22 protein-coding genes are annotated in these 21318 nt (G+C 43.0%); 9 read left to right on the top strand and 13 right to left on the bottom strand.

The genetic code is table 11. The features are described 5' to 3' along the window. Positions 1–291 precede the first annotated feature (291 nt). From csaA to CHH60_RS02995, 5 genes are all read right to left on the bottom strand, one after another. Positions 292–624, bottom strand: coding sequence for a chaperone CsaA (gene csaA, locus CHH60_RS03015; protein WP_095357843.1), 333 nt, complete (start codon positions 622–624; stop codon positions 292–294). Between the two features lie 25 nt (positions 625–649). Continuing rightward, entirely contained in the window at positions 650–973 is a 324-nt protein-coding gene (locus tag CHH60_RS03010) for a putative quinol monooxygenase (protein WP_095357842.1), read from the bottom strand. A 142-nt stretch (positions 974–1115) separates the two neighbouring features. Continuing rightward, positions 1116–1946 (bottom strand): SDR family NAD(P)-dependent oxidoreductase, encoded by an 831-nt coding sequence (locus CHH60_RS03005; protein WP_255247812.1) that lies wholly within the window; start codon positions 1944–1946, stop codon positions 1116–1118. Between the two features lie 378 nt (positions 1947–2324). After that, positions 2325–2900 (bottom strand): TetR/AcrR family transcriptional regulator, encoded by a 576-nt coding sequence (locus tag CHH60_RS03000; RefSeq protein ID WP_095357940.1) that lies wholly within the window; start codon positions 2898–2900, stop codon positions 2325–2327. Between the two features lie 129 nt (positions 2901–3029). Next, a complete protein-coding gene (locus CHH60_RS02995) occupies positions 3030–4142 on the bottom strand; it encodes an L-dopachrome tautomerase-related protein (protein ID WP_176475956.1) in 1113 nt (370 codons plus the stop codon). Between the two features lie 582 nt (positions 4143–4724). Here CHH60_RS02995 and CHH60_RS02985 point away from each other — a divergent pair. Genes CHH60_RS02985 through CHH60_RS02965 form a run of 5 tightly spaced genes read left to right on the top strand, consistent with a single transcriptional unit; the run spans position 4725 to position 7038 of the window. Next, on the top strand, positions 4725–4967 hold the full coding sequence (locus tag CHH60_RS02985) for a spore gernimation protein GerQ (RefSeq protein ID WP_095357839.1): 243 nt from the start codon (positions 4725–4727) through the stop codon (positions 4965–4967). A gap of 11 nt (positions 4968–4978) precedes the next feature. Continuing rightward, positions 4979–5365 (top strand): spore coat protein, encoded by a 387-nt coding sequence (locus CHH60_RS02980; protein ID WP_095357838.1) that lies wholly within the window; start codon positions 4979–4981, stop codon positions 5363–5365. Continuing rightward, on the top strand, positions 5362–6498 hold the full coding sequence (locus CHH60_RS02975; RefSeq protein ID WP_095357837.1) for a zinc-dependent alcohol dehydrogenase: 1137 nt from the start codon (positions 5362–5364) through the stop codon (positions 6496–6498). Before CHH60_RS02980 ends, CHH60_RS02975 begins: the two co-directional genes overlap by 4 nt. Positions 6499–6529: 31 nt before the next feature. Beyond that, positions 6530–6730 (top strand): hypothetical protein, encoded by a 201-nt coding sequence (locus tag CHH60_RS02970; RefSeq protein WP_095357836.1) that lies wholly within the window; start codon positions 6530–6532, stop codon positions 6728–6730. 11 nt (positions 6731–6741) lie between these two features. Next, positions 6742–7038, top strand: a complete 297-nt coding sequence (locus tag CHH60_RS02965; RefSeq protein ID WP_095357835.1) for a spore coat protein — start codon at positions 6742–6744, stop codon at positions 7036–7038. A 167-nt stretch (positions 7039–7205) separates the two neighbouring features. Here the strand turns inward: CHH60_RS02965 and CHH60_RS02960 are convergent, their stop codons facing one another. The 5 genes from CHH60_RS02960 to CHH60_RS02940 form a co-directional block, all read right to left on the bottom strand. Beyond that, positions 7206–8945 (bottom strand): ABC-F family ATP-binding cassette domain-containing protein, encoded by a 1740-nt coding sequence (locus tag CHH60_RS02960; protein WP_095357834.1) that lies wholly within the window; start codon positions 8943–8945, stop codon positions 7206–7208. Positions 8946–9217: 272 nt separating this feature from the next. Continuing rightward, positions 9218–10153 carry an NADP-dependent oxidoreductase gene (locus CHH60_RS02955; protein ID WP_095357833.1) on the bottom strand — a complete coding sequence of 312 codons (936 nt, stop codon included), beginning with the start codon at positions 10151–10153 and terminating at the stop codon, positions 9218–9220. A 375-nt stretch (positions 10154–10528) separates the two neighbouring features. After that, positions 10529–11227, bottom strand: a complete 699-nt coding sequence (locus tag CHH60_RS02950; RefSeq protein ID WP_095357832.1) for a hypothetical protein — start codon at positions 11225–11227, stop codon at positions 10529–10531. 128 nt (positions 11228–11355) lie between these two features. Then, positions 11356–12708: a sensor histidine kinase gene (locus CHH60_RS02945; protein ID WP_255247797.1), complete on the bottom strand. Its 1353-nt coding sequence runs from the start codon at positions 12706–12708 to the stop codon at positions 11356–11358. Positions 12709–12779: 71 nt separating this feature from the next. Then, positions 12780–13487, bottom strand: coding sequence for a response regulator transcription factor (locus tag CHH60_RS02940; protein WP_095357830.1), 708 nt, complete (start codon positions 13485–13487; stop codon positions 12780–12782). A gap of 154 nt (positions 13488–13641) precedes the next feature. Here CHH60_RS02940 and CHH60_RS02935 point away from each other — a divergent pair, with 154 nt between their 5' ends. Continuing rightward, positions 13642–13899 carry a GlsB/YeaQ/YmgE family stress response membrane protein gene (locus CHH60_RS02935; RefSeq protein ID WP_024630063.1) on the top strand — a complete coding sequence of 86 codons (258 nt, stop codon included), beginning with the start codon at positions 13642–13644 and terminating at the stop codon, positions 13897–13899. 323 nt (positions 13900–14222) lie between these two features. Here CHH60_RS02935 and CHH60_RS02930 read toward each other — a convergent pair whose 3' ends face one another. The 3 genes from CHH60_RS02930 to CHH60_RS30160 all read right to left on the bottom strand — a co-directional run bounded on the left by CHH60_RS02930 (position 14223) and on the right by CHH60_RS30160 (position 16682). Beyond that, on the bottom strand, positions 14223–15083 hold the full coding sequence (locus CHH60_RS02930; RefSeq protein ID WP_095357938.1) for a DUF421 domain-containing protein: 861 nt from the start codon (positions 15081–15083) through the stop codon (positions 14223–14225). 436 nt (positions 15084–15519) lie between these two features. After that, positions 15520–16143: a histidine phosphatase family protein gene (locus CHH60_RS02925; protein ID WP_255247796.1), complete on the bottom strand. Its 624-nt coding sequence runs from the start codon at positions 16141–16143 to the stop codon at positions 15520–15522. Between the two features lie 359 nt (positions 16144–16502). Next, complete coding sequence (locus CHH60_RS30160) at positions 16503–16682, bottom strand: hypothetical protein (protein ID WP_255247795.1); 180 nt, start codon at positions 16680–16682, stop codon at positions 16503–16505. 652 nt (positions 16683–17334) lie between these two features. Here CHH60_RS30160 and CHH60_RS02910 point away from each other — a divergent pair. From CHH60_RS02910 to CHH60_RS02895, 3 genes are all read left to right on the top strand, one after another. Next, positions 17335–18873 carry a glycine betaine uptake BCCT transporter gene (locus CHH60_RS02910; RefSeq protein ID WP_095357829.1) on the top strand — a complete coding sequence of 513 codons (1539 nt, stop codon included), beginning with the start codon at positions 17335–17337 and terminating at the stop codon, positions 18871–18873. A 280-nt stretch (positions 18874–19153) separates the two neighbouring features. Beyond that, positions 19154–19813, top strand: a complete 660-nt coding sequence (locus tag CHH60_RS02900; protein WP_095357827.1) for a TetR/AcrR family transcriptional regulator — start codon at positions 19154–19156, stop codon at positions 19811–19813. A 110-nt stretch (positions 19814–19923) separates the two neighbouring features. After that, positions 19924–21060, top strand: a complete 1137-nt coding sequence (locus CHH60_RS02895; RefSeq protein ID WP_095357826.1) for an alpha/beta hydrolase — start codon at positions 19924–19926, stop codon at positions 21058–21060. Positions 21061–21318 lie beyond the last annotated feature (258 nt).

The raw sequence follows: 21318 nt of genomic DNA, 5'->3' as shown, positions 1-21318 counted from the left end.
ACTTCATAAGAGTAGATGAAATGACCCTAAATATATGGTAAAATGGTTTCCTTTTTGGAAAAATGATATGTTATTTATGTTGTGTGAACTCCGTAAGTGCTAACCTTATTTCTGCTTCTTAAATCAATTCATGATTACTCCATAGATTAACGGAATAGAGTGAGTTCATATTACAATTTGACAAAAAACTGCACCTCCGATCTGTTAGATGTTGTCTAACAATTGGGGTGCAGTCACACATTGGTCAGCAGCTTTCTTGTTTGTATTCAGTTAACGTTCTCGTCGTCTAACTTATGCAATAGGAGTACCGTTAAGGAGTTCAGTATCCGGCGTTAATAGAATAACATCTCCTTTTTCCGGGACTCCGCCCAAAACTAATACCTCCGATTTGAATCCAGCAATGCGCCGAGGAGGAAAATTGACGATTCCTACAATTTGTCTTCCTATAATGTCCTCAGCCTTGTAACGGTTAGTTATTTGTGCACTTGAGGATTTCATCCCGATCTCCGGTCCAAAATCAATCTTAAGCTTAATCGCAGGGATCTTTGCTTCTTCAAAAAACTCCGCTTCCTTAATCGTTCCGACACGAATATCTAGTGCTGCGAAATCATCGATCGTTGCCAATGCTTGACCTCCCCAGTGTTATATTTTAATGCGCTGGACGAAACGGTTTCAGGAGTCGAATCCCTTCCTCAATGGATCCCTCCATCAGTTCTAAGAGCTGAGGCACCAATTCCTGCATCCGCGGGGCGCTCAGGTGTCGATCAAGGGCATCCCGGTTTTCCCAGCGCTCATAGATGATGAATGTACCAGGCTGGCCTTCTACCTCATGAGCCTCATAGTCAATGTTACCCTGGTCGTTGCGTGACGGGGTGACAGCTGCAGTCATAAACGCCTTCATTTCGGCTTCTCTCCCTGCCTTGGCTCTAGCCTCCCATAGTACAGTAACGTAACGGTTATTTGTATTGTTCATGTTAATTCCTCCTAATTTATAAATAGAATAGTCACTGCATAACCAGAACGGGATAACGCTAGCCCCATCATTAGACCACCTAAAGATCCACCTGCAATAATGGCATGTTCATACGGTTGTGGTGACATCAGTCATACTCCCGTTACTGCAGCTTCATCTGGCTGCGCAGCATCCGGTCAAGGAGTTTATCCGGGAGAATACGAACCAGTCGAGTCAGCAGTGCCGAATCGCGGCCAGCCGTATAGCGAGTGCGCGGATTACTTGCGTGGATGGCTCGTGAAACCACTTCTGCCACTTTCTTAGGAGGAATACCGCTCGTTGCCCACGATTCAGCCTGCGCCTTCACGGCGTCAAAAAGACGATCATGGCGTCTGTGCTGATCAGGCGTCATCAACTTGGACAGCCGATCGGCTGTCGTAACCCCTTTCTCCGACAGGCTGGTGCTGACACCGCCCGGAGTAATCATGATAACTTTGAGTCCGAACGAGGACATCTCTCTGCGGAGGCTGTCATTGATCGCTTCCATCGCGTACTTTGCAGCTGAATAAATTCCGAAACCGGGCATTGAGATTTTGCCGCCAACGGATCCGATATTAACTACGCGTCCGCCGCTCTTCAGCAAGGCCGGAGTAAGCGCCTGAATAACCGCAACTTGCCCGATCACGCTGACTTCGATCTGACGACGAAACTCATCCAGCGGAACCATCTCAAGAGGTGCATTAACAGCAATGCCGGCATTGTTGACCACGGCGCGCAGCGGGCGACCAAGCGGATCTTGCTCCACTCGTTCGGCCAGCGCCCGTAGTGTGTCGATAGTGGTAATATCGAGAATCACCGGTTCGATATTTTTTTGTTTGATTTTGTCGGCATCTTCCTGACGGCGAACCCCGGCTAAAACGTGAAATCCTTCAGCGGCGAGCTGCTCCGCGGTAGCCCTGCCGATTCCACTTGAAGTACCTGTGACGACAACCATTTCTTGAGTTTTATATGGCATTGTAAACCTCCCGAGTTTGATAAGTTATGAATCACTGTATAGCACTGTTATACGGTCATTATAGCACCGCTATATAGAACTGTCTATAGCGGTGCTATATATTTCATATTGTAATCCTCCTGCGACCTGAACATCATTAATGACAAGCGCAGCGTGATATACTTCGACGCTCGCGACATAACGTAGCCTGAGGAATGAGCTCATCGAAACCTTTGAAAATGAAAAAGATCACCATCCTGCTTGGATAGGCGATCTCTCTTATGTGCTACCATTTGTGGTTCTTCATCTTTACCATGAAACAAAACAAAGCCCACATAGGGGCTTTGTCTGGAGTCTCCAGGCTCCTTCATCGATCCCTCATTTTGAAGCAGAATCCGGCATTGGGATCAAGATAATCTGCATCACGCTTTCTCGAATGAGATCAACGACATCGTGCTGGGGTGGGGGGGCCTTGCGAATTTGGGACGTCACATACAGCCAAGAGGCCGTATTGGCAGAAGCCCAGACCAGATCTGCCGCAGCTTCGGCTGAAACAGCTAATTTTCCTGCGGCAGCAACTCTTTGAACATTTTGCACCAGTGCTTGGTGCGACTGATCTGCCGCCTCGATATGGGCGCCCTCAAGCAGCCGCCCCATCATTGCCGCATATATTCGAGGACGGGCTGCTGCGAAGCGGACATAGTCATCCCACCCCTGACGAAGCGCCATCTCTGGAATAGGTGACTCCACTGCGGCAACTTTGCTTTCGAATAACTGTTTGAACGCTTCCACTATAGCTGCACTCAGGAGTCCATCGGCATTACCGAAATGGTGGTAGAGTGTAGGAGCCGTAACCTGCGCGATCGAAGTGACAGCTCGCGTCGAAAATTGGGCTCCGCCCTCTTCTTCCAATACCTTAAGAGCAGCTGCTAATATTTTGTCATATGTGTTCATAAACTCTATTATAGCAGTGCTATATACGTATGTCCATGACAAGGCTGTACCGTATGACCATGATCATCCTGTTTGAGATCACAACATATTGAATCACTGCCTCTTTTTTGTTTTAATGGGTTCTAATTATCAAAAAGTAGGTGCAGGTAATTCTTCAATTTTCAAACGTAGTAAACTATACGGTTTTTGTCGCAGATCTTTTCCATAATGAAATCTTGCCTGTCTATGTAATTGGTTCACAATTACATATAAGTATTGATCCGGACCAATAGAAAACGTATCCGGCCATAAAATTCGGGGATCATGGGCGATGGTTTCCATAATTCCATTCGGCAATATCTTTCGAATACTATCGTTTTCATAATCTCCAGCATAAACGTTTCCTTTGGCGTCCGTGATCATCCCATCCGATGCACCCTTCTCTCCCCAATAGTGCACAAGATCACTTAACTTGAAATCCGGTATCGTTCTGTCTCTTAATGATTCTGTTGAGATCGAGTATAGCTGGCGACTGGTTAACGGACAATAGAATAACATTTTTCCATCAGGGGAAATGGCTATACCATCAGAGGCCAACTGAAAGGGAGATGTCGAGCCATCTGCGTTTCGATTCATCAAAATCTTACCTTCCACTTTCGGTACAAAATACGGATCGGGTGAGGTCGAGCTTGCTCCATGCAACCGTCTATACGCATTTCCGTTTTCTAAATTTACGACGATAATAGCGCCTGGACCATTGGAAGAAGAATCCGTTATATAGGCGAAACCTGCGTTACCTACACGAAAGTCAAACCGGACATCATTCAGATACGTTGTTGGCAGGACCACATCATCTGCAAATGTATATACTTTTGTTATTGTATTTGTTTCTAAATCTACTGCGACTAGTTTTGCCCCTCCTATAATTGGCTCAGAAAAATTTGGTGCAGCCGTGTCCAGTACCCACAGGGTTCCCCTTCCATCTGCAACAACACTTTGAACACTGATAAAGGACATCGCGAGATTCAATGGGTTGATCAAATTTGTTTCTACATTAGGATAAGGCTGCAGCTGACCCTCAACAATTTCCGCTACCGTAAATCTAACGTCATCTCCCCATTTCGGAAAGCAAATAAAGATACGACCGGTTTCGGATACACTTACGCCTGTAGGCATAGCCCCGTAAAAGGAATGAACGAGTTCTAACTTACCAAAATATTCTTCCATAGGTAACATAGGCTGTATGATGTCCTCCTCAAACATAGTTGAATAGATATTACCTATAATTATGATCAGGACTTTTTCTAATGCCTGGCCCTTTAATCATTCTTTTTCAACCTCGATTTTGAAATTATCCGATACCTATAAACACAAAAAACTTCGGCGTAAGCCGAAGCATGTTGACCGTAACTATGTGTGTTCTGGGAAAATTGCTTCCTCCGATCGTCAACGCAGCGTAAATCCTCATGCAGAGAGTATCGGAGAAAATACGGAAAAGAAGGAAAAACTCTGCCAAGCTTATCAGTACTAGGACCGTTTTATTGTTGGTCCGGGAGACGTAATGCGTTTGCGGAAGTTTGCGCTTGATCTAAAAACTCATCTGCTCGGGTCAATTGCTGCCGGGCTTTTTCCAACGCTTGTGAATTTGTTGCATTAGATTCATTTAACGAGCTTATTGCCTGATTTAAAGCCGTAAACAGAAATAAGTATCGGATTAAGATTTTGTTTATATTCCTGCAACGGTCTGGGAATATATTGATCTTCCTCTTCCGCAATCCATTTTAGTATAAGATCAGATCCGTTGGAAAATCTAACGTTAATGAAAAAGGAGGTGATCATTTCTCCATGAATAAACCTACACTAGCGCCGCACGAATCGATGGAACTGCATGAAGCTTTAAACTTTAAAACGCTATGCATCGCTAAGTCAAAACTGATGCAAGGCCTGGTCTTTGACCAAGAGCTAAAAGCTTTAATGCAGAAAGACGTCACTGAGTCCATACAACAGATCGCCGAGCTGCAAGCCATTTACGCGAAAGCTCCTTTCCAAGCGCCTGTCCCGAGTAGTCCGACACCTATAACACATTAAGGGGAGCTCAAATGAATACCGATTATTTAGACCCGATTAACTCATTAAATATGCCGGAAATGGCAGATATGACTTTTGCCATGGACTTCCTTATTCGTGCCAAGGAAGGTGTGCGTAATTTGTCCATCGCCCTGACGGAAACGGCTTCACCAGATGTAAGAGCCCTGCTGCACACTCAGCTTAAACAAGGGATTGCTATGCACCAGGAAATCTCGGAGCTCATGATTCGCAAAAAGTGGTTCCATCCTTACGAGCTGAATGAACAGTACCAACTCGACCAGCTATCGGCGAATAATACGGTAATGATCGGGCAGATGAATCTGTTCCCGGGAGATACGTCGCGTAAAGGGATGTTTGATCGGACCCCAGATGAACATATTGGAGGACATAAAGCATGAAGGCGGTAACGTATCAAGGGGTTAAAAATGTCGTGGTCAAAGAGGTTCCGGATGCGAAGATTGAGAAACCGGACGATATGATCGTAAAGATCACCAGTACCGCTATTTGCGGTTCTGACCTTCATCTGATTCACGGGATGATCCCTAACCTTCAGGAGAACTATGTCATCGGACATGAGCCGTTGGGGATCGTAGAAGAAGTAGGCCCTGGCGTGACCAACCTAAAAAAAGGCGACCGCGTAATCATCCCGTTTAACATCGCATGTGGAGAATGCTTTTATTGCAAAAATCAGCTGGAAAGCCAATGTGACAATTCCAACGAGAACGGAGATATGGGCGCATATTTCGGCTACTCGGGAACGACCGGCGGATATTCTGGCGGGCAAGCTGAGTATTTACGGGTTCCGTTTGCCAATTTCACCCACTTCAAAATTCCTGAGAACTGCGAACAACCGGACGAAAAGCTAAGCTTGATCGCTGATGCCATGACCACGGCATTCTGGAGTGTGGATAATGCCGGCGTAAAAAATGGAGATACGGTCATCGTTCTCGGATGCGGCCCAGTCGGACTCCTGGCCCAGAAATTCTGCTGGCTGAAAGGAGCAAAGCGGGTCATAGCCGTTGACTATGTCGATTACCGCTTGCAGCATGCGAAACGAACGAACAACGTCGAAATCGTAAACTTCGAACAAGATAAGAACATCGGCAATACGCTCAAGGAAATGACCAAAGGCGGAGCCGATGTTGTGATTGATGCAGTTGGCATGGACGGCAAGATGAGTGATCTTGAATTTTTAGCCAGCGGTTTGAAACTGCAAGGCGGCACCATGAGCGCATTTATCATAGCTTCACAGGCTGTCCGCAAAGGCGGCACCATCCAAGTCACTGGGGTATACGGTGGTCGTTATAACGGCTTCCCGCTCGGTGACATCATGCAGCGAAACGTGAATATCCGTTCCGGACAAGCTCCAGTTATTCACTATATGCCGTATATGTACGAGTTGGTTACGTCTGGCAAAGTGGACCCCGGCGACATTGTTACGCACGTCATTCCGCTCAGCGATGCCAAGCGGGGCTATGAAGTGTTCGATACAAAAACGGACAATTGTATTAAAGTCATCTTAAAGCCTTAAATATGGATAGATACTTGGGAGGACAATCCGAATGAATTCCAAATACGCATTGCATGAGGTGCTTGAGGTACATGAAATAGCTACATTCAAGACAGTTTGCCTGACTAAATCCCAGACCATGCAGGCTCTGGTAACCGATCCGGAACTCATGCAAATTCTGCAACAAGATGTGACAATATCACAACAGCAGCTTCAGGAGCTCGGTGAAGTGCTGTCTAAAGCGACTGTATAGGAGATAAAAAAATGAACCCAATATTAGAACGCATGTCAGGCCTTCATACGCTTACTGATGACGTAATCGCAATGGATTTATTGATAAACGCCAAGAGCGGAGTCAGAAATTACGCCATGGCTGTGACCGAATGTGCCACCCCCGAAATCAAGCAGATTTTGATGAAACAGCTCGATGAAGCTATAGTCTCTCACGAAAAGATATCAAATTACATGGTACAGCAAGGTTTATACCACCCCTACCATATTTCAGAGCAAATTCAGCTTGATCTGAAAAACATTCAAACGGCTATGAACATTCTGCCCTGACACCGTTTAACCACTGCCGGAGACTTCAGAGTGCATAGTGTACTGTGTCCATAATCCAGCAATGAAATAAGGGCGGATGTACTCCGCCCTTGTTTCTGCTGCGTCACGAAGCAAAACTTAAACAAGCGTTTCGTTCCTTTTCCTTCGTCGAACGCTTCGATTCAATTTTAAAGCAACTTAATTAACTCTTCTAACTCATCCACCAATACTTTGGCAAGTTCAAAATTAGTCTCTTTTAAAGCCAATTCTATTTTCATTTCAACTGATTTTTTCTGTTGTTCCGTTTCCAGATAGTTTTCATCGAAATGACTCGTATATATCATCTCTCTAAATTCTTCAATACTCATTTTTGTAATCGTTTTGTCCTCAATAATCAAAACATAATCCATACCATTCACAACAGAATAGAAATCATGAGAAATCATGAGAATCGCACCTTTGTAGTCCTCAATAGCTTTTTCCAATGCGATTTGTGAATAGATGTCTAAATGGCTTGTCGGTTCATCAAGAAGCAACACGCCCGCTTGACTGGCAGCAACTTTAGCCAGTTGAAGCATGTTTTTTTCTCCACCAGATAAGGATTCTATCTTCTGATCAAGGATTTCTCCTTCGAAGCCATAGTCCAAAAGATGCGATCTAATCTCATCATACGTTTGAAACCCGGCATCAATAAAGTCGTTTAGTATGGTATTCGAATCCTTGAGCATTTCGCCTTGAAACTGAGATAAATAAGCCATTGTAGCATCAGCATGTATTCCAATGGAATCCTGATTATTTTGGAAGATTTCTCGGAGTAACGTCGTCTTCCCGGTACCATTTGGACCGATCAGGGCTACTTTATCAGTTGATTTGATCTCGAAATTCACATTTTCCAAAAGCAGCTCGTCAAAGGAAACGCTATAATTATTGACTTTAACGACAACGGTGTCTTCGATTTCCTTATCGATACCAAAACGGATATTCGGCTGCTTAATATCGACAAACGGCTCTTTTATTCGACGTGCTTCCAATCTCTCTTGAAACTTGACTCTGGCTTTTAACGCTCTGCCTCTTGAGGCTTCGGAATTATACGTGGCAATCTCTCTGAGATTGTCGATGATGTGATCGTATCTCTCAATCTCTTCAGCTTCAGCAACCGCGATTTCTTGCAGCTCGATCTTCGTCTGAAGCAGCGAGAAGTTGTACTCGGTATATCGCCCGTCAAACTCTTGGATTTCCGTATTTTCAAGGTGTATAATTTTGTTGAAACAATGATTCAATAGATATCGGTTGTGCGTAACAACCAGCAGCATGCCCTTGTAGGAATTAATTAATTTTTTAAGCGAATTTAGGTTTTCAAAGTCCAAAAATACATCGGGTTCATCCATAATTAATAAGTCTGGACGATTAAGCATTTCCTTCATTACTTGAATAAGTTTGAATTCCCCACCACTCACGTCGGATATATTAAGATCTTTGAGCTTCATGAGGTTGGCCAGGTTTAGCTGCTTATTAATGGTGTTTTCGAAATTATCCCCATCCATCGCTTCGAATGCATCCAAAGCCGATTGAACCTTCTCCATCAGCGAATCCATGTCAGACGTGGTGGACATCTCCGCATACAGTGCTGTGATTTCATCTTGTATCTTAATAAATTCTTCTCCGATATATTCAAATACGGTTGTTTCTTTCGTTTTGTCGACTTGCGAGAACTGACTGACATACCCTATTCTGCATTCCGGGTCTATCTCTAACTTGCCCTCGAACAAATATCTTTCCGGATCTATCAGTATATCGACGAGTGTACTTTTCCCACTGCCACTTGTGCCTATAAAAGCGCAATGTTGTGCCTCTTCTAACGTAAATGAAACGTTGTTATATAGTTCTTTTTGGGGAAATGAGAAGGATAAGTTATCAACTTTTATCATAGTGTTACCTTTCTTTATAACCTTAATGGTGACTGTTATTAAATATATTATTGAACATAGACTTTCAGAGTAACACTGTTTACCAACTAGTTCAATCTATTTAACGATGTTCAGAAGTTGTTGCTCTTGAACCATAAGTTTTTTTCATTTTTAGCTTCAGCAATAACGGGACCAAAATAGATACAAAAAGACTCCGCTCACGAAGAGGAAGTCTTCAGAAAATTCACCCATATTCATAAAAAGCTAATTTCATCTGTTTCCCAGTCACGTTTTTAAAATGTAATGACAATTTTACCTACAGCGTGGTGTGTTTCACTCAAAGCATGTGCATCATAAATCCCCTGTCTACTAAACGGGAATGTTGCCCCTACAATGGACTTTAACTTTTTGTCTTCCATCAGGTCAGCTATTTTCTGTAATTGATCACCATCTGGCTGCAGCCAGATTCCCTTTGCTGATACGTGGTAAGACTTAGCCATATCATGATCGGGTTCACCAACAATAGTAATCAGTCTTCCGGTATTTGGTTTAAGCACTTTATAGCTGTTCTCAGCTACTACTCCACCCATCGTGTCAAATACTAAATCGATCTCTTTTAGAATCTCCTCAAATTTTTCCTTTTTGTAATCAATGACTTGATCTGCACCCAATGAATAGAGAAGCTCATGGTTTTTTTCACTTGCTGTTGTAATAACCTGAGCCCCGGCATACTTTGCTAATTGAATGGCATACATCCCTACTCCACCCGCACCAGCGTGAATAAGTACAGTTTCCCCTTCTTTTAAATGGCCATGAGTAAACAATGCCTGCCATGCCGTTAAACCAGCTAAAGGTACAGCCGCAGCCTCCTCATATGAGATGGAATCAGGTATCTTTGCCAGTAGATGCTCATCAACAGCTGTATATTCAGCATATGTACCGAAACGAGTGGTTTCTGGACGACTGAATACTCGATCCCCCACTTTCCACTTCGACACATTCGAACCAATTTCAGTAATGACTCCAGCCGCATCCCAACCTAAAATAATTGGGAATTCCCAATCAAACATTTGTTTTAAGTAACCTTCTCTTAATTTCCAATCAATCGGATTAATCGATGTAGCCTCAAGTTTTACAACCACTTGATTAGCTTCTGCCCTTGGTTTATCCACTTCCTGCTCAACTAACGCATCTTTACTTCCATATTGATTAATCACAACTGCTTTCATTTTTTGAACACTCCTCTACGCTAATAGCACTTTTACGTGCAATCCCGATTATTTATTTATATCTCGTCACTGATTATCATAAATTTTGTCGTGACTTATTCTTCAACAACCAATACAAAATTATACAAATAATCCAATTGAATGTTTAACTAAGGATCAAGCTTCGATACTGAAGCGAGAAGGAAAACAGGCTGTAAGATTTTAGTCATTCTATTCCAAATACGGATCACCCACTCTGAAAAGTGGAAAAATCCAACCTAACTGCTTTTCTACCATTCTAGAAACATGTCTACAAACGAAAAAATACCTGCCCCCTCCCGGGCAGGTATTAAAGGTGAATCGTATGAATGGCTTACCAATGTCGAGCACTATATCTTAGTCCAGAAGGCTGTAGATCTGAATGCTCTCTACCTTGGCATCCTTGATATGAAACGACATCACATCCACATAGTTGGACGGCTCGTAACGGAAGTCATCCTCCTCATCAGGGGCTCCATCACCAAGCAGTTTCCCCTCAGGGTAGGCGTTTTTGAGTGTATCCAGGCTATCTCCTGCTTTGATGTTACGTACTGTTGCGTACTTAGGATCTGTAATTTCGATATGAAAAATGGAGTCTTGTTTTCCCTCCGGTATACTGATTGTTTTAATTTCCAGACCAGGATACGTATAAACTTTTTCTGTAAAACCGATTAACGTATCCATGTTTGTTCCATCGTCGGCAGTGTACGTATGGGATTTCAGGTTATCCGGTTTGCCCAGCATCTGTTCCATCTGATCTTCATTCGCTGTGTCCGAAATTGCGATGGTGTGCTCATTATAGACAAAAGCAAGTTCCTTCAGCACCACATTGCCATCCTTCTCCATCGAACCTTCCTTAATCGCTTCACCACTCTGTTCTTCGGAATTTTCTGAAGCAGGCGCAGTAGAATTCGATGCTCCTTCACCTTTGGCCTGTTCGTTCTGCGTCGCCTCTGGCGACTTGGCACCACTAGACTGACAGCCCGTCATTGCTAATGCTACCGTTAGTAAAATACTCAGCAGGGTAACAGCTCCAGCTTTGTTTATCATTTTCATCATGATCCCTCCATAAATGTGTGATTTGTTCTTATGAAGTGATTATAAAAAAAGCATTTGTTAGTCTCATAACAGAAATGTACCAATCTTGTAACGTTACCTAAATAGGCTTGGGTTTAGATGCAGGTCTACACACGAGGCAAAACAATCGTAACGGTCGTTCCTTCCCCGATCCGACTTTCCATGTCGATATATCCATTAAACCGCTCTACAATCTCCTTGCAAATCGAGAGTCCAAGACCTGAACCGTTCGCTGTGCTTGCATTTTTCGCCCGGTAAAAGCGTTCCTGCACTCTTTCCAGCTCATCGCTCGCGATGCCGATTCCTTGATCACGTATCCGAATAACGATCTCGCTTGGCATCTGTTCCATCTCTACATTAATCTGTGAGTGATTGCCTGAGTATTTGATAGCGTTGTCCACAAGGTTGGCGATTGCATGGGACATTAACATAGGATTGATGTTGGCATAAACTTTTGTTGTACCCTCATCATCCGGTTCTCCCTGTGCTTTACTAACCATAATCTTGATCCCTTTATCCTTAGCCTTCGCTTCCATATTCATTACCACTTGCTGAATCAGTTCGTTCATTTCCGTTTTCCGGGCTTCCAGTTCGTTAGAACCAGCCTTGTCGAAGCGGGATAGCAGCAACAGTTCATTAATCAAGCGTGTCAACCGATCCGATTCCTGCAGCAGATGACCATAGATTTTTTGCAGCTCCTTGTTCTCATTCTCCCCTTCAACCAAGTATTGAGAGAAACCACGAATGGCTGCCAAGGGTGTTTTTAACTCGTGAGATACGTTGGAGACAAATTGTTTCTGGTACTGAATGTAATCATGAAGTTGACGCCCCATGGAATCTAGCCCATCTGCCAGCATACCCAGTTCATCCTTCCGGTTTAGATGAACTGTTCGAAACTCTTGTCTAGAGAAACTTTGCACTGCTCCAAGCAGCAGCTTAATCGGCTTGGTTGTGTTGCGGGCAATCCACAGACTGGCTAACGTAATCAGCACAATGAAACCGCCCGCACCAGCAAACAGGATATAACGAATTTGATCCATAATCGCATAAAAGTACGAAATGTCCTCCACGAACTCATACACATAAGCGTTTTCGTAATATTGATTCTGAATTGGCGTGGCAAAATAAAGCTGATGATTTTCTGTTACGGTGTAGGCATAACTGCCGCTCAGCGCTTTCTCAATATTTTTTTCAAAAATAAGAGGTTTGCCATCATTTATGATGATGCCATCCACAGCGAGGCCCAGCAGCTGCTTGGTGCTATCATAGATCCGTACTTCCTTGCCTGAAGCTTTCAGCTTCTCCAGAGCAAGTCTGACGATTTCCTTTGTCTGCGGCTCTCCTGACGATGATCTATGCTCTGCCAACACCTCACGGAAGGACAACTCGGACAGATCCGCCTTCTCCATCATCTGTTTTTCAATAGTAATGAAACTGTAATAATCAATGGCTTTATTCACCGCAAAAATGATGATGCCAAAGGACAATACGGAAAAAAATAAATAATTTAGCAATAGCCGGGTTGCATATTTCAGGCCTCGCCACCTCCAAGTTGATAGCCAAATCCATAGATCGTCCTGACATACTTCGGTTCGTCCGCGTTATCCTCCAGCTTCTTCCGTAATCGCATGATGGTCATATCCACACTGCGACTGTCTCCCATAAAATCATATCCCCAGCCGATCTGCAGCAGCTCATCCCGGGTAAAGATTTTGTCCGGCCTTTTGAGTAACGTTTCCAGAATTTTAAACTCTTTGGCCGTTAAAGACACGGGTACACCGTTCTTCAGGACCCTTCGGCTTTCCAGATCAAATGTCAGCTCTTCATGAATGATGCGTGTAGATTTCACCTCAGTTCCTTCAACGTATTCCTCCTTGCTCTCGTTTCTTCTCAGAATCACCTTGATCCGAGCGAGCAATTCACGATTGTCAAAGGGCTTGGTCATGTAATCTTCCGCCCCCAGCTCAAGTCCGAGCACCTTGTCGATTACCTCATTTTTGGCCGAGAGCATGATCACAGGAACGGTACGTTTCCCGGTGATTTCCTTGCACAGGTCATATCCGGAGCAGTCAGGCAGCATCAAGTCAAGCACCACCAGGTCCGGCTCAAAAGAATCCAGCAGCTGCAGGGCTATCTTTCCGTTTTCTGCCGTTTGAACAACGTAGTTTTCTCTTCTCAGTACGAGCTCAATTAAATCTCTGATGGCAACTTCATCGTCAATGACAAGTATTTTCTTCAATGTGCACCCCTTCTAGCCTTGTTCCCAGCTTGAATCATCATTTACCCTCATCTTAGCACAGACACTTTAGATTCCTCCACCAACTGGAAGATGAGGTATATTCCACTGAGCCCAACATAACTTGTAACAAACCCGAAGAAAGGAGAACAACTCAATGGATCTGCTCTGGGTACTCATTGTTGGTGGACTTATTGGCTGGTTAAGCGGCAACTTGATTGGGCGTGACGTACCGGGCGGTGTACTTGGGAATATCATTGCGGGTTTTATCGGTTCCTGGTTAGGAACAGAATTGCTGGGACCAAGGGGGCCGGTGATTGGCGGATTTCATATTATTCCAGCCATCGTTGGCTCGATTATTGCCCTGCTCATCTTCTTCGCTCTGGCACGCGGCGGAGCCTTCCGAAGACGTTAACGAAGAGCGACGAAAACCGATACCGTCGTTTATTAGAATTTATTAATATGCTGCCACGGCATATAGGTACAAGATCAACATTAAAGGACCGAAAGCATTCATCGATGGAAGATGAATATTTTCGGTCTTTTTTTGGAGCCAAATTGTACTCGTTCATCTCTGAATAAGTTCAGCGAAACGTTCAAATAATGCATCCAATACATAAATTAAACGCGAAACCATCGTCAGAACCTCAAGTTTCCTCCAAAAAAATAGATAACAAAAGCCCAAGCTTTGGCTTGGGCTTTTGCATTTGGATGTGAAGACAAACTATATTACAACATCTAGGTTTGTTTATTCTGATATGCATGCATTACCGTTCGGAATTGATCTAACGCTTCCTGATATTTCAGCCTATCCTTATCATTGGAGGCAAGCTCTTTTCGCATCATTAAATCATCCTGTAGTCGTTTCACTAACTCTGTAATTTGATCTTTCGGACTTGAATTGGCAGGTTTAGGGAAAGATTCTGTACCCGTCTGTACTGAAAGTTCTCCCTTACTATCGATCTGACCAATATACACTTGGTCCAATGTCAAATTAAGTTTGCGGAGTTCCTTTCGTACCCATTCTTCTTTCAGTTCTGCTGTTTTCAACACATCTGACAAGATATGTCCGTCCATAATGATTGTTTTCGGTTCTTCTTCAGATGAGATATGGTAACCTAATATATCTGCGGTGAGTGGTTGATATTCCTTTTTTAGCATGACACTGATATCTCCGCTCTGTTCCATGACTGCAAACTCAACATCAGCAACTCGAAACACATCTTTCTTACGAAGCTGCTCCAGAAATTCATCGATCGTCAATCGCTCTTTCTCTAATGCTTTTTCATTTACAGTCCCATCTTCGATGAGAATCGTTGATCTCCCATCCAAGATGTCCCGGACCTTTTTACTTTTCATCGTTAAATATTCCGCTCCCGTAGACACGACTACCCATACGGATAATGCGATGAAACCTAAGTACCAAGTGGTATCCGTGTCCAATGATATATACCCTACCAGGTTCCCTAAAGTAATCCCTGTTATATACTCAAACAAGGATAATTGAGAAATTTGACGCTTGCCTAAAATTTTTGTGATTATAAACAGAATTGTAACGGCAGATAACGTTCGAAATACAACCTCTAACCATTCTGGCACGCTGATGTTCCTTTCCTGTAAACGTTGTGTAATAAGTCTTTCTCTAAAGGTTAGAATTACCACGATTATCGTACGGTATACAAGCAAGTCCTTAGGCTTCTCTTTATACATTAATTATTAAGTTGTTTTATCGCATGTTTACTCGCTTGCGAACTGTATTAATTCCCATATAAAGTCCCTGTTCGTCGTTTTTATATCACCGTGTGCCATATGCTACTTCATAAATTAGTATTTAAGGTAGATAGAATGCTTGAGAAGATTTTGAAAATCAGGACACATGTGCAGCCATAGGACATGTTGGTTGCGATATTTACAAAAATCCTGTGCAAATGATTAAACCTGACAAATAATAATCATCATTTACCTTTAAATTAAAGAGGAGCTTTTTCTAACAAAAGCTCCTCTACTTTTTCTGCCTAAAACACGAGTTGAATAACTACAAATTTGCTTGCAGTAATAAATCCTCAAGGGTAAATCTTCCAATAACCTCATACCCTCTGTTATTTCCCAGCGGTTTAATTACTACCGTCCCCATATATGGGATGTCACCTAACCCGATACCGGATGGAAAAGAGTGAGCTATTATAACCCTATTTGAATGATTAGGTGGTACTTGTTCAACTTCATTGGTAAAGGCCTGAAGTATTTTTTGTGTATCTTCAGCACCCATGTTCTTGCTAAGCTCATATATTTTCAACCAAAATGGTTTAACAGTTACAACTTGTGTACCGAATGCAGCTTCGGCAGTTTGAACAGTTCTACATAGTGGACCTGATTCTACCGGAAGCGTAACTGGTATATTAAGTTTTCGAATGGCTTCACCATATTTACTTGCTTGCTCTTTACCTCTAACACTCAAGTTCCTTTGGGTAGAACAATCCATCAGACTAAATCCGGGTTGATCCTCTCCTACATTCGCCTCACCATGACGAACATAAAGAATATACCCTCCTGTACGGAGTTCATTTATAAGTGAACTTGCATCTTCAGATGAGGGGGAAGCATACGCTGGTGAAACCAACATACATAGACAGAGCAACGATATAAACAAACGATACATTTCTTATCCACCTTTTTCTTCATACCGTCTCCATTCCTAGTTCAATTTATACAAAATAAAAGAAAGATTTGGTTTGGACTTCCTTATGGAATATACAAGGATACTGTCTGGGGAATTATTCTTGACGAACAAAAACATGCAGATAAATACAATAATTTGATAACTTTTAACTTGTCGAGATGAAACACATCAACAAATCATAAAGATAAAGAAATAAAATAGATTTTTGTGGAAAAAGCAAGAAGAGCAGCTTTTGTGGTCTAAAGCTGCCCTTCATGTTCTCCTGGTGAGATCACAACCTCCTGGAGGGGACTGCAAAGTCATATACCCCTTATAAGGAGACCCACATAACTGTTTTTTTAAGCTTTGTTAAGCTCCAGACTACTTAAAAATTGTTTAACAAAAACATCACCATATATCTTCTTCATATGTAACGTATTGAAAATATACTGTTCCATATGCTCAAGCTTGCGCAGACTGCGTACCAATACTTTCCGTTCATCGTCAGAAAGATTGGGGTCATTGTCAATTTTCGTCATCGCTTTTTTCACACGTGAGGCTACCTGTTCAACATACAGATGATTTTGGGATTTTGGCGGAATACATTGCGTCAGATCACAGTTCACAAAACGAACACCGTCGAGGATGCACAATGATCAATCGTACTACCGGCGAAAAATCTCGCATTGGTAAGATCGCAAGAATCAAACACAAGCTGATTCAGATTACAGTTCCAAAATATAGGTGAACCAACATTTGAGTTTTTTATGGTCGCTCTGCTTATCATTACGTGCTCATACCTGACAATATCAGAAAATACTTCGTTGTCTATTGATATACCAGACTCGAGTCTCCTCATCCCTCTCACCCTTTCATTGTTTCCTTCAGAATCTCTTATCATTAAAAACACACTATACTTTCAAATGTTTCTCCTAAAAGTGATGATTCCCTCATAGACTTTTCAAGTTATATCTATATAACTAAAACACGAAATTCTCAATCCACCAACTCAGTTTAACAGGCAATTATCGATAATATATTATTTTGGCAGGATCAAAACAAACCGACGGGTGTTTCAACATAAGGCGATTTGTTTTATTTTATCAACAGCTGGCATTCCGAAATATTACATGCTGGACTAGTACATACTAAGGAAAAGTTGGATGAAGCTTACATAACGGAGGTCTCTTCATGGTATTTACAATCACAATTATCATCGTTGCCCTATTTGCAATATGGGGAGCCGTCGCTCCTGATCAGCTGGCTGATGCGGCTAACGTAGCCTACAACTTCTCTATTCAGAATTTTGGCTGGTTTTATTTGCTGGCGACACTGTTTTTCCTGATCTTCGCTTTTTATCTGGCATTCAGCCGATTTGGCAGTATTAGGCTGGGGGATGACGATGATGAACCGGAATATTCTACGGTTTCATGGCTGTCCATGCTGTTTAGCGCTGGTATGGGTATTGGGCTGGTTTTCTGGGGAGTTGCTGAACCGCTGTCCCACTATTTATCTGCACCGGAAGGAGCTGTACCCGAAACAACGCAAGCCGCAAGACTTTCCATGCGTTATTCCTTTTTCCACTGGGGTTTGCATCCTTGGGCTATCTATACCGTTATCGGCTTAGCACTCGCTTATTTCCAGTTTCGGAAAGGCTACAAGGGGCTGATCAGTTCTACCTTTATTCCTTTGATCGGTGAGCGTCTTGCTGCAGGCTGGCTTGGCAAGGTCATTGATATTCTGGCCGTCATTTCCACCATCTTCGGAGTTGCGACCTCGCTTGGTTTGGGTGCACTTCAGATCGGTGGGGGGCTAAATTACTTATTCGGTATTCCCAACTCAACGCTGTCCCAGGTTGTCATCATCGCCATTGTAACGGTATTGTTTTTAATCTCGGCAACCTCCGGTCTGGATAAAGGAATTAAGATTTTGAGCAATACCAACCTAGTTATAGCTGTGCTATTAATGTTGTTTGTTTTGGTGACTGGGCCGACTTCTTTTATATTTGACACATTCACGACCACCTTGGGCAGTTACCTGCAGAATATTATTAACATGAGTTTGAGACTAACGCCGTTCTCCAGAGAAACCTGGATTGGAACCTGGACGTTATTCTACTGGGCATGGTGGATCTCGTGGGCTCCTTTTGTTGGCACGTTTATCGCAAGGGTATCCAAAGGAAGAACCATTAAGGAATTTGTAATTTACGTTATGGTTATTCCAAGCCTTTTCGGATTTATCTGGTTCTCTGTCTTTGGGGGAACAGGACTTCAGTTGGAATTGTTCAATGCCACTCATCTGGCGGAAGCAGTCAAAGAAGATACAACAACCGCACTATTCCTTATGCTGGAGCAGTTGCCTTTAGGCACGATTACAGCATTCGTTGCTACTCTTTTGATCATGATCTTCTTTATTACGTCTGCGGATTCGGCTACCTTTGTGCTCGGCATGCTGACTTCAGATGGCAAGTTGGACCCGAGTACAAGAGTGAAATTAACCTGGGGAATCTTGCAATCCGCCATCGCGGTAGTCCTGCTAATCAGCGGGGGATTAAACGGCCTCCAGACGGCCTCCATTGTGGCCGCATTGCCGTTCGCTGTTGTCCTTATCGGCATGTGTGTCTCCCTACTTAAAGCTCTGCAAGCTGAGGACAGAGAACGCCGCCAAAAGGAAAAACGACAGCGCCAAAAACTGAAACGATTACTGGAGGAACAGGAACTCGCAAAATGAAATTCCCTGCAGATAATCATTACTTGATCTATATTGAGAAGGCACCTGCCTATAGGCGGGTGCCTTTTGTTTTGCCTGCCTACATTTACATCATCAACCTTCTATTGGTTATCAACGAATGTATAGAATACATAACGATTCATGAACTCCATTTGGGTAGAGTTTATATCATAGTAGGCTAATTGTTGCATTCTTCCCGAATATTTCAATATGACTTGACATGTGAATAAATTATCAATATCGTGTGAATGAGTTCACACTTCATATTAAGGAGTACTCTATGCCAAAAAAATCTTTCTTTCGTTTAGATGAAGCAAGGCGCGAAGAGATATCTAATAGCGCTATGCATCTTTTTGTTGATAATCTTTACGCGGATATAACGATGAAGATGGTTTTGGATCGTTTGTCCATGCACCCCGGAACATTCTATCGATATTTTGAAGACAAAGATGACCTTTATTGTCACTTAATACGTAATGTGACCCAGAAAAGAGCTTTGTATTTTAATAACACGAATGAAGACTCCCTTTACCGGTTTTTCCTTACTGGCTTACTTGATAATGTTAATGGCATGATGACCGAGCCATTGAATGAGTTGGAAATCAAACTCACTGAAACAGTACTCTACATTCCCCAGGACATTTTGCTTAAAGTCTATCTGGACGTGCTAAAGGGAGAGTCATTCCCCATCATCAAGAACATTTTACGCCGAATGAGGGTTGATGGGTCTCTCCGACCTGATATTGACGACGACCTAATTTCTTTTATGTTTGAGTCCATGCAGTTTAATCTTGTCATGTTTTTTCGAGAGTTCGATATTAAGGACTCTAAGCTGCAACTTAAGATTAGCAAGTACTTTGCTGACTTTATGGGTCATGGGCTGCTCGAAGATCAGAAATATTCTGAAATGGTTAGCGATCTCAAGGAAGCCAAGGAATAGAACTGTATCACTCGAAGATAGGATGTATCGCTCACCGTTTTGATAAGTACTTATAGCGCAATATATGTATTTCACATTCACCACTTTATTAATTAAGGGGGAATACGAAAATGAAAACGTATGACGCATTTCCAGAACCCATTGGCAGCTATACTGTCGGTCGAACCCAGATGGATTTTGAGTACACAGCATCCGACCTCTCAAAAAGAGAACTGACGGCGTTTGTGTACTATCCGTCCGACAGTAACGAAGGTAAGACGACATCCACGTACATGTTTCCTGAAGTATACGAGATGTTGAATGAGCAGCCACTTCTCGCTGCGTTGAAGGATGCTTACTCTATCGATATCAAGACCCAGTGTTACGACGACATTGCTCTCTCCGGGAAGGAAAAGCGCTATCCGGTATTATTTTATGTTTGCGGCGGGGGAGGTTCTCCAGAATGGGGTACCGTGATCTGTACAGACTTGGCAAGCATGGGATATGTAGTGGTAAGCATCGGCCATCAGAATAGCACGATGTATAAGTGTAAAGATGGGCGCCTGTTTAATGTATCAAAGGATTTTTCGGATGTCATTATGGCGTTTTCTGAAGATCCGGAGATGATGGAGTTGGCTGGTAAGATGGAGATGCGGCCTGACGATGAAACTGCCATTGAGATGTGCCAAAACGTGCTCACAGTACCGATACTATCCAAGTTAACAGAGTATAGCGAATTACAGGCAGAAGATATAAGGTATGTAGCCGATTATCTTTACAAACTGGACGCTGGAGAGCTGAATTCCATCTTTAAGGGCAGATTATGGCTTAACATCGGCATGGGCATAGTCGGACATTCTTATGGAGGGCCTACAGCGGCGATTGTTTGCCGGGACGACGAACGGTTCGCCTGCGGAATTGGCTTGGATAGCGGTGCGTTTGGCCTTCAGGGCAGCGACCTTAAGAAACCCTTCTTGCTTCTATTTTGTGAACCTAACTATAATATGAACGCGATAATTGGCGCTAACAATAGCATGGAAACCTATTATTTCTCTGTTGATCGTGCTTCTCATTTAGATTACTGCGACATCGTGTTTACCAGTGTTAATGAGGAACTCAGAGATGAACGGGATGCTATGGAGATGCGAAATCTTGTAACAGACTATACGAAGAACTTTTTTGATCATTACATACTGCAGAAGGCTGCAAGTGTGGAAAGCCTGGCATACGATGGCGTGGACTTGGTCAAGAAGACCAGCAACAAGTGATATAACCGAGGGGCTGCTAACAAACGCATGACAAAGAACTAGCCCTACACACACAGAGCCAATAACCCAATTACACGGTTATCGGCTCTCTCATATTTCGGGCATTGTTTTCAATTTGAGTTCTATCTCTATCTTAGCTTGGTATCATCCCTTTTATGTCCTTCGCTACCTCATTGCCTTCAGCCGAAATATTAAACATCTGCTGTCTGTGGATCTTGGGATTGGTGTGGTTTCAGATTACAACAGACGTTCCGACCG

It is taken from the genome of Paenibacillus sp. 7523-1 (assembly GCF_002276415.1).
Classification (GTDB): domain Bacteria; phylum Bacillota; class Bacilli; order Paenibacillales; family Paenibacillaceae; genus Paenibacillus; species Paenibacillus illinoisensis_A.
The sequence above is the reverse complement of the archived record's forward strand: the minus strand, read 5'-3'. Positions and strand labels throughout refer to the sequence as shown.

Excerpts from the sequence above, each read along its gene's own strand:
- CHH60_RS03010 (WP_095357842.1), bottom strand. The coding sequence starts at position 973 with ATGAACAATACAAATAACCGTTACGTTACTGTACTATGGGAGGCTAGA.
- CHH60_RS03005 (WP_255247812.1), bottom strand. The coding sequence starts at position 1,946 with ATGGTTGTCGTCACAGGTACTTCAAGTGGAATCGGCAGGGCTACCGCG.
- CHH60_RS03000 (WP_095357940.1), bottom strand. The coding sequence starts at position 2,900 with ATGAACACATATGACAAAATATTAGCAGCTGCTCTTAAGGTATTGGAA.
- CHH60_RS02995 (WP_176475956.1), bottom strand. The coding sequence starts at position 4,142 with ATGTTTGAGGAGGACATCATACAGCCTATGTTACCTATGGAAGAATAT.
- CHH60_RS02985 (WP_095357839.1), top strand. The coding sequence starts at position 4,725 with ATGAATAAACCTACACTAGCGCCGCACGAATCGATGGAACTGCATGAA.
- CHH60_RS02980 (WP_095357838.1), top strand. The coding sequence starts at position 4,979 with ATGAATACCGATTATTTAGACCCGATTAACTCATTAAATATGCCGGAA.
- CHH60_RS02975 (WP_095357837.1), top strand. The coding sequence starts at position 5,362 with ATGAAGGCGGTAACGTATCAAGGGGTTAAAAATGTCGTGGTCAAAGAG.
- CHH60_RS02970 (WP_095357836.1), top strand. The coding sequence starts at position 6,530 with ATGAATTCCAAATACGCATTGCATGAGGTGCTTGAGGTACATGAAATA.
- CHH60_RS02965 (WP_095357835.1), top strand. The coding sequence starts at position 6,742 with ATGAACCCAATATTAGAACGCATGTCAGGCCTTCATACGCTTACTGAT.
- CHH60_RS02960 (WP_095357834.1), bottom strand. The coding sequence starts at position 8,945 with ATGATAAAAGTTGATAACTTATCCTTCTCATTTCCCCAAAAAGAACTA.
- CHH60_RS02955 (WP_095357833.1), bottom strand. The coding sequence starts at position 10,153 with ATGAAAGCAGTTGTGATTAATCAATATGGAAGTAAAGATGCGTTAGTT.
- CHH60_RS02950 (WP_095357832.1), bottom strand. The coding sequence starts at position 11,227 with ATGAAAATGATAAACAAAGCTGGAGCTGTTACCCTGCTGAGTATTTTA.
- CHH60_RS02935 (WP_024630063.1), top strand. The coding sequence starts at position 13,642 with ATGGATCTGCTCTGGGTACTCATTGTTGGTGGACTTATTGGCTGGTTA.
- CHH60_RS02925 (WP_255247796.1), bottom strand. The coding sequence starts at position 16,143 with ATGTATCGTTTGTTTATATCGTTGCTCTGTCTATGTATGTTGGTTTCA.
- CHH60_RS30160 (WP_255247795.1), bottom strand. The coding sequence starts at position 16,682 with ATGACGAAAATTGACAATGACCCCAATCTTTCTGACGATGAACGGAAA.
- CHH60_RS02910 (WP_095357829.1), top strand. The coding sequence starts at position 17,335 with ATGGTATTTACAATCACAATTATCATCGTTGCCCTATTTGCAATATGG.
- CHH60_RS02900 (WP_095357827.1), top strand. The coding sequence starts at position 19,154 with ATGCCAAAAAAATCTTTCTTTCGTTTAGATGAAGCAAGGCGCGAAGAG.
- CHH60_RS02895 (WP_095357826.1), top strand. The coding sequence starts at position 19,924 with ATGAAAACGTATGACGCATTTCCAGAACCCATTGGCAGCTATACTGTC.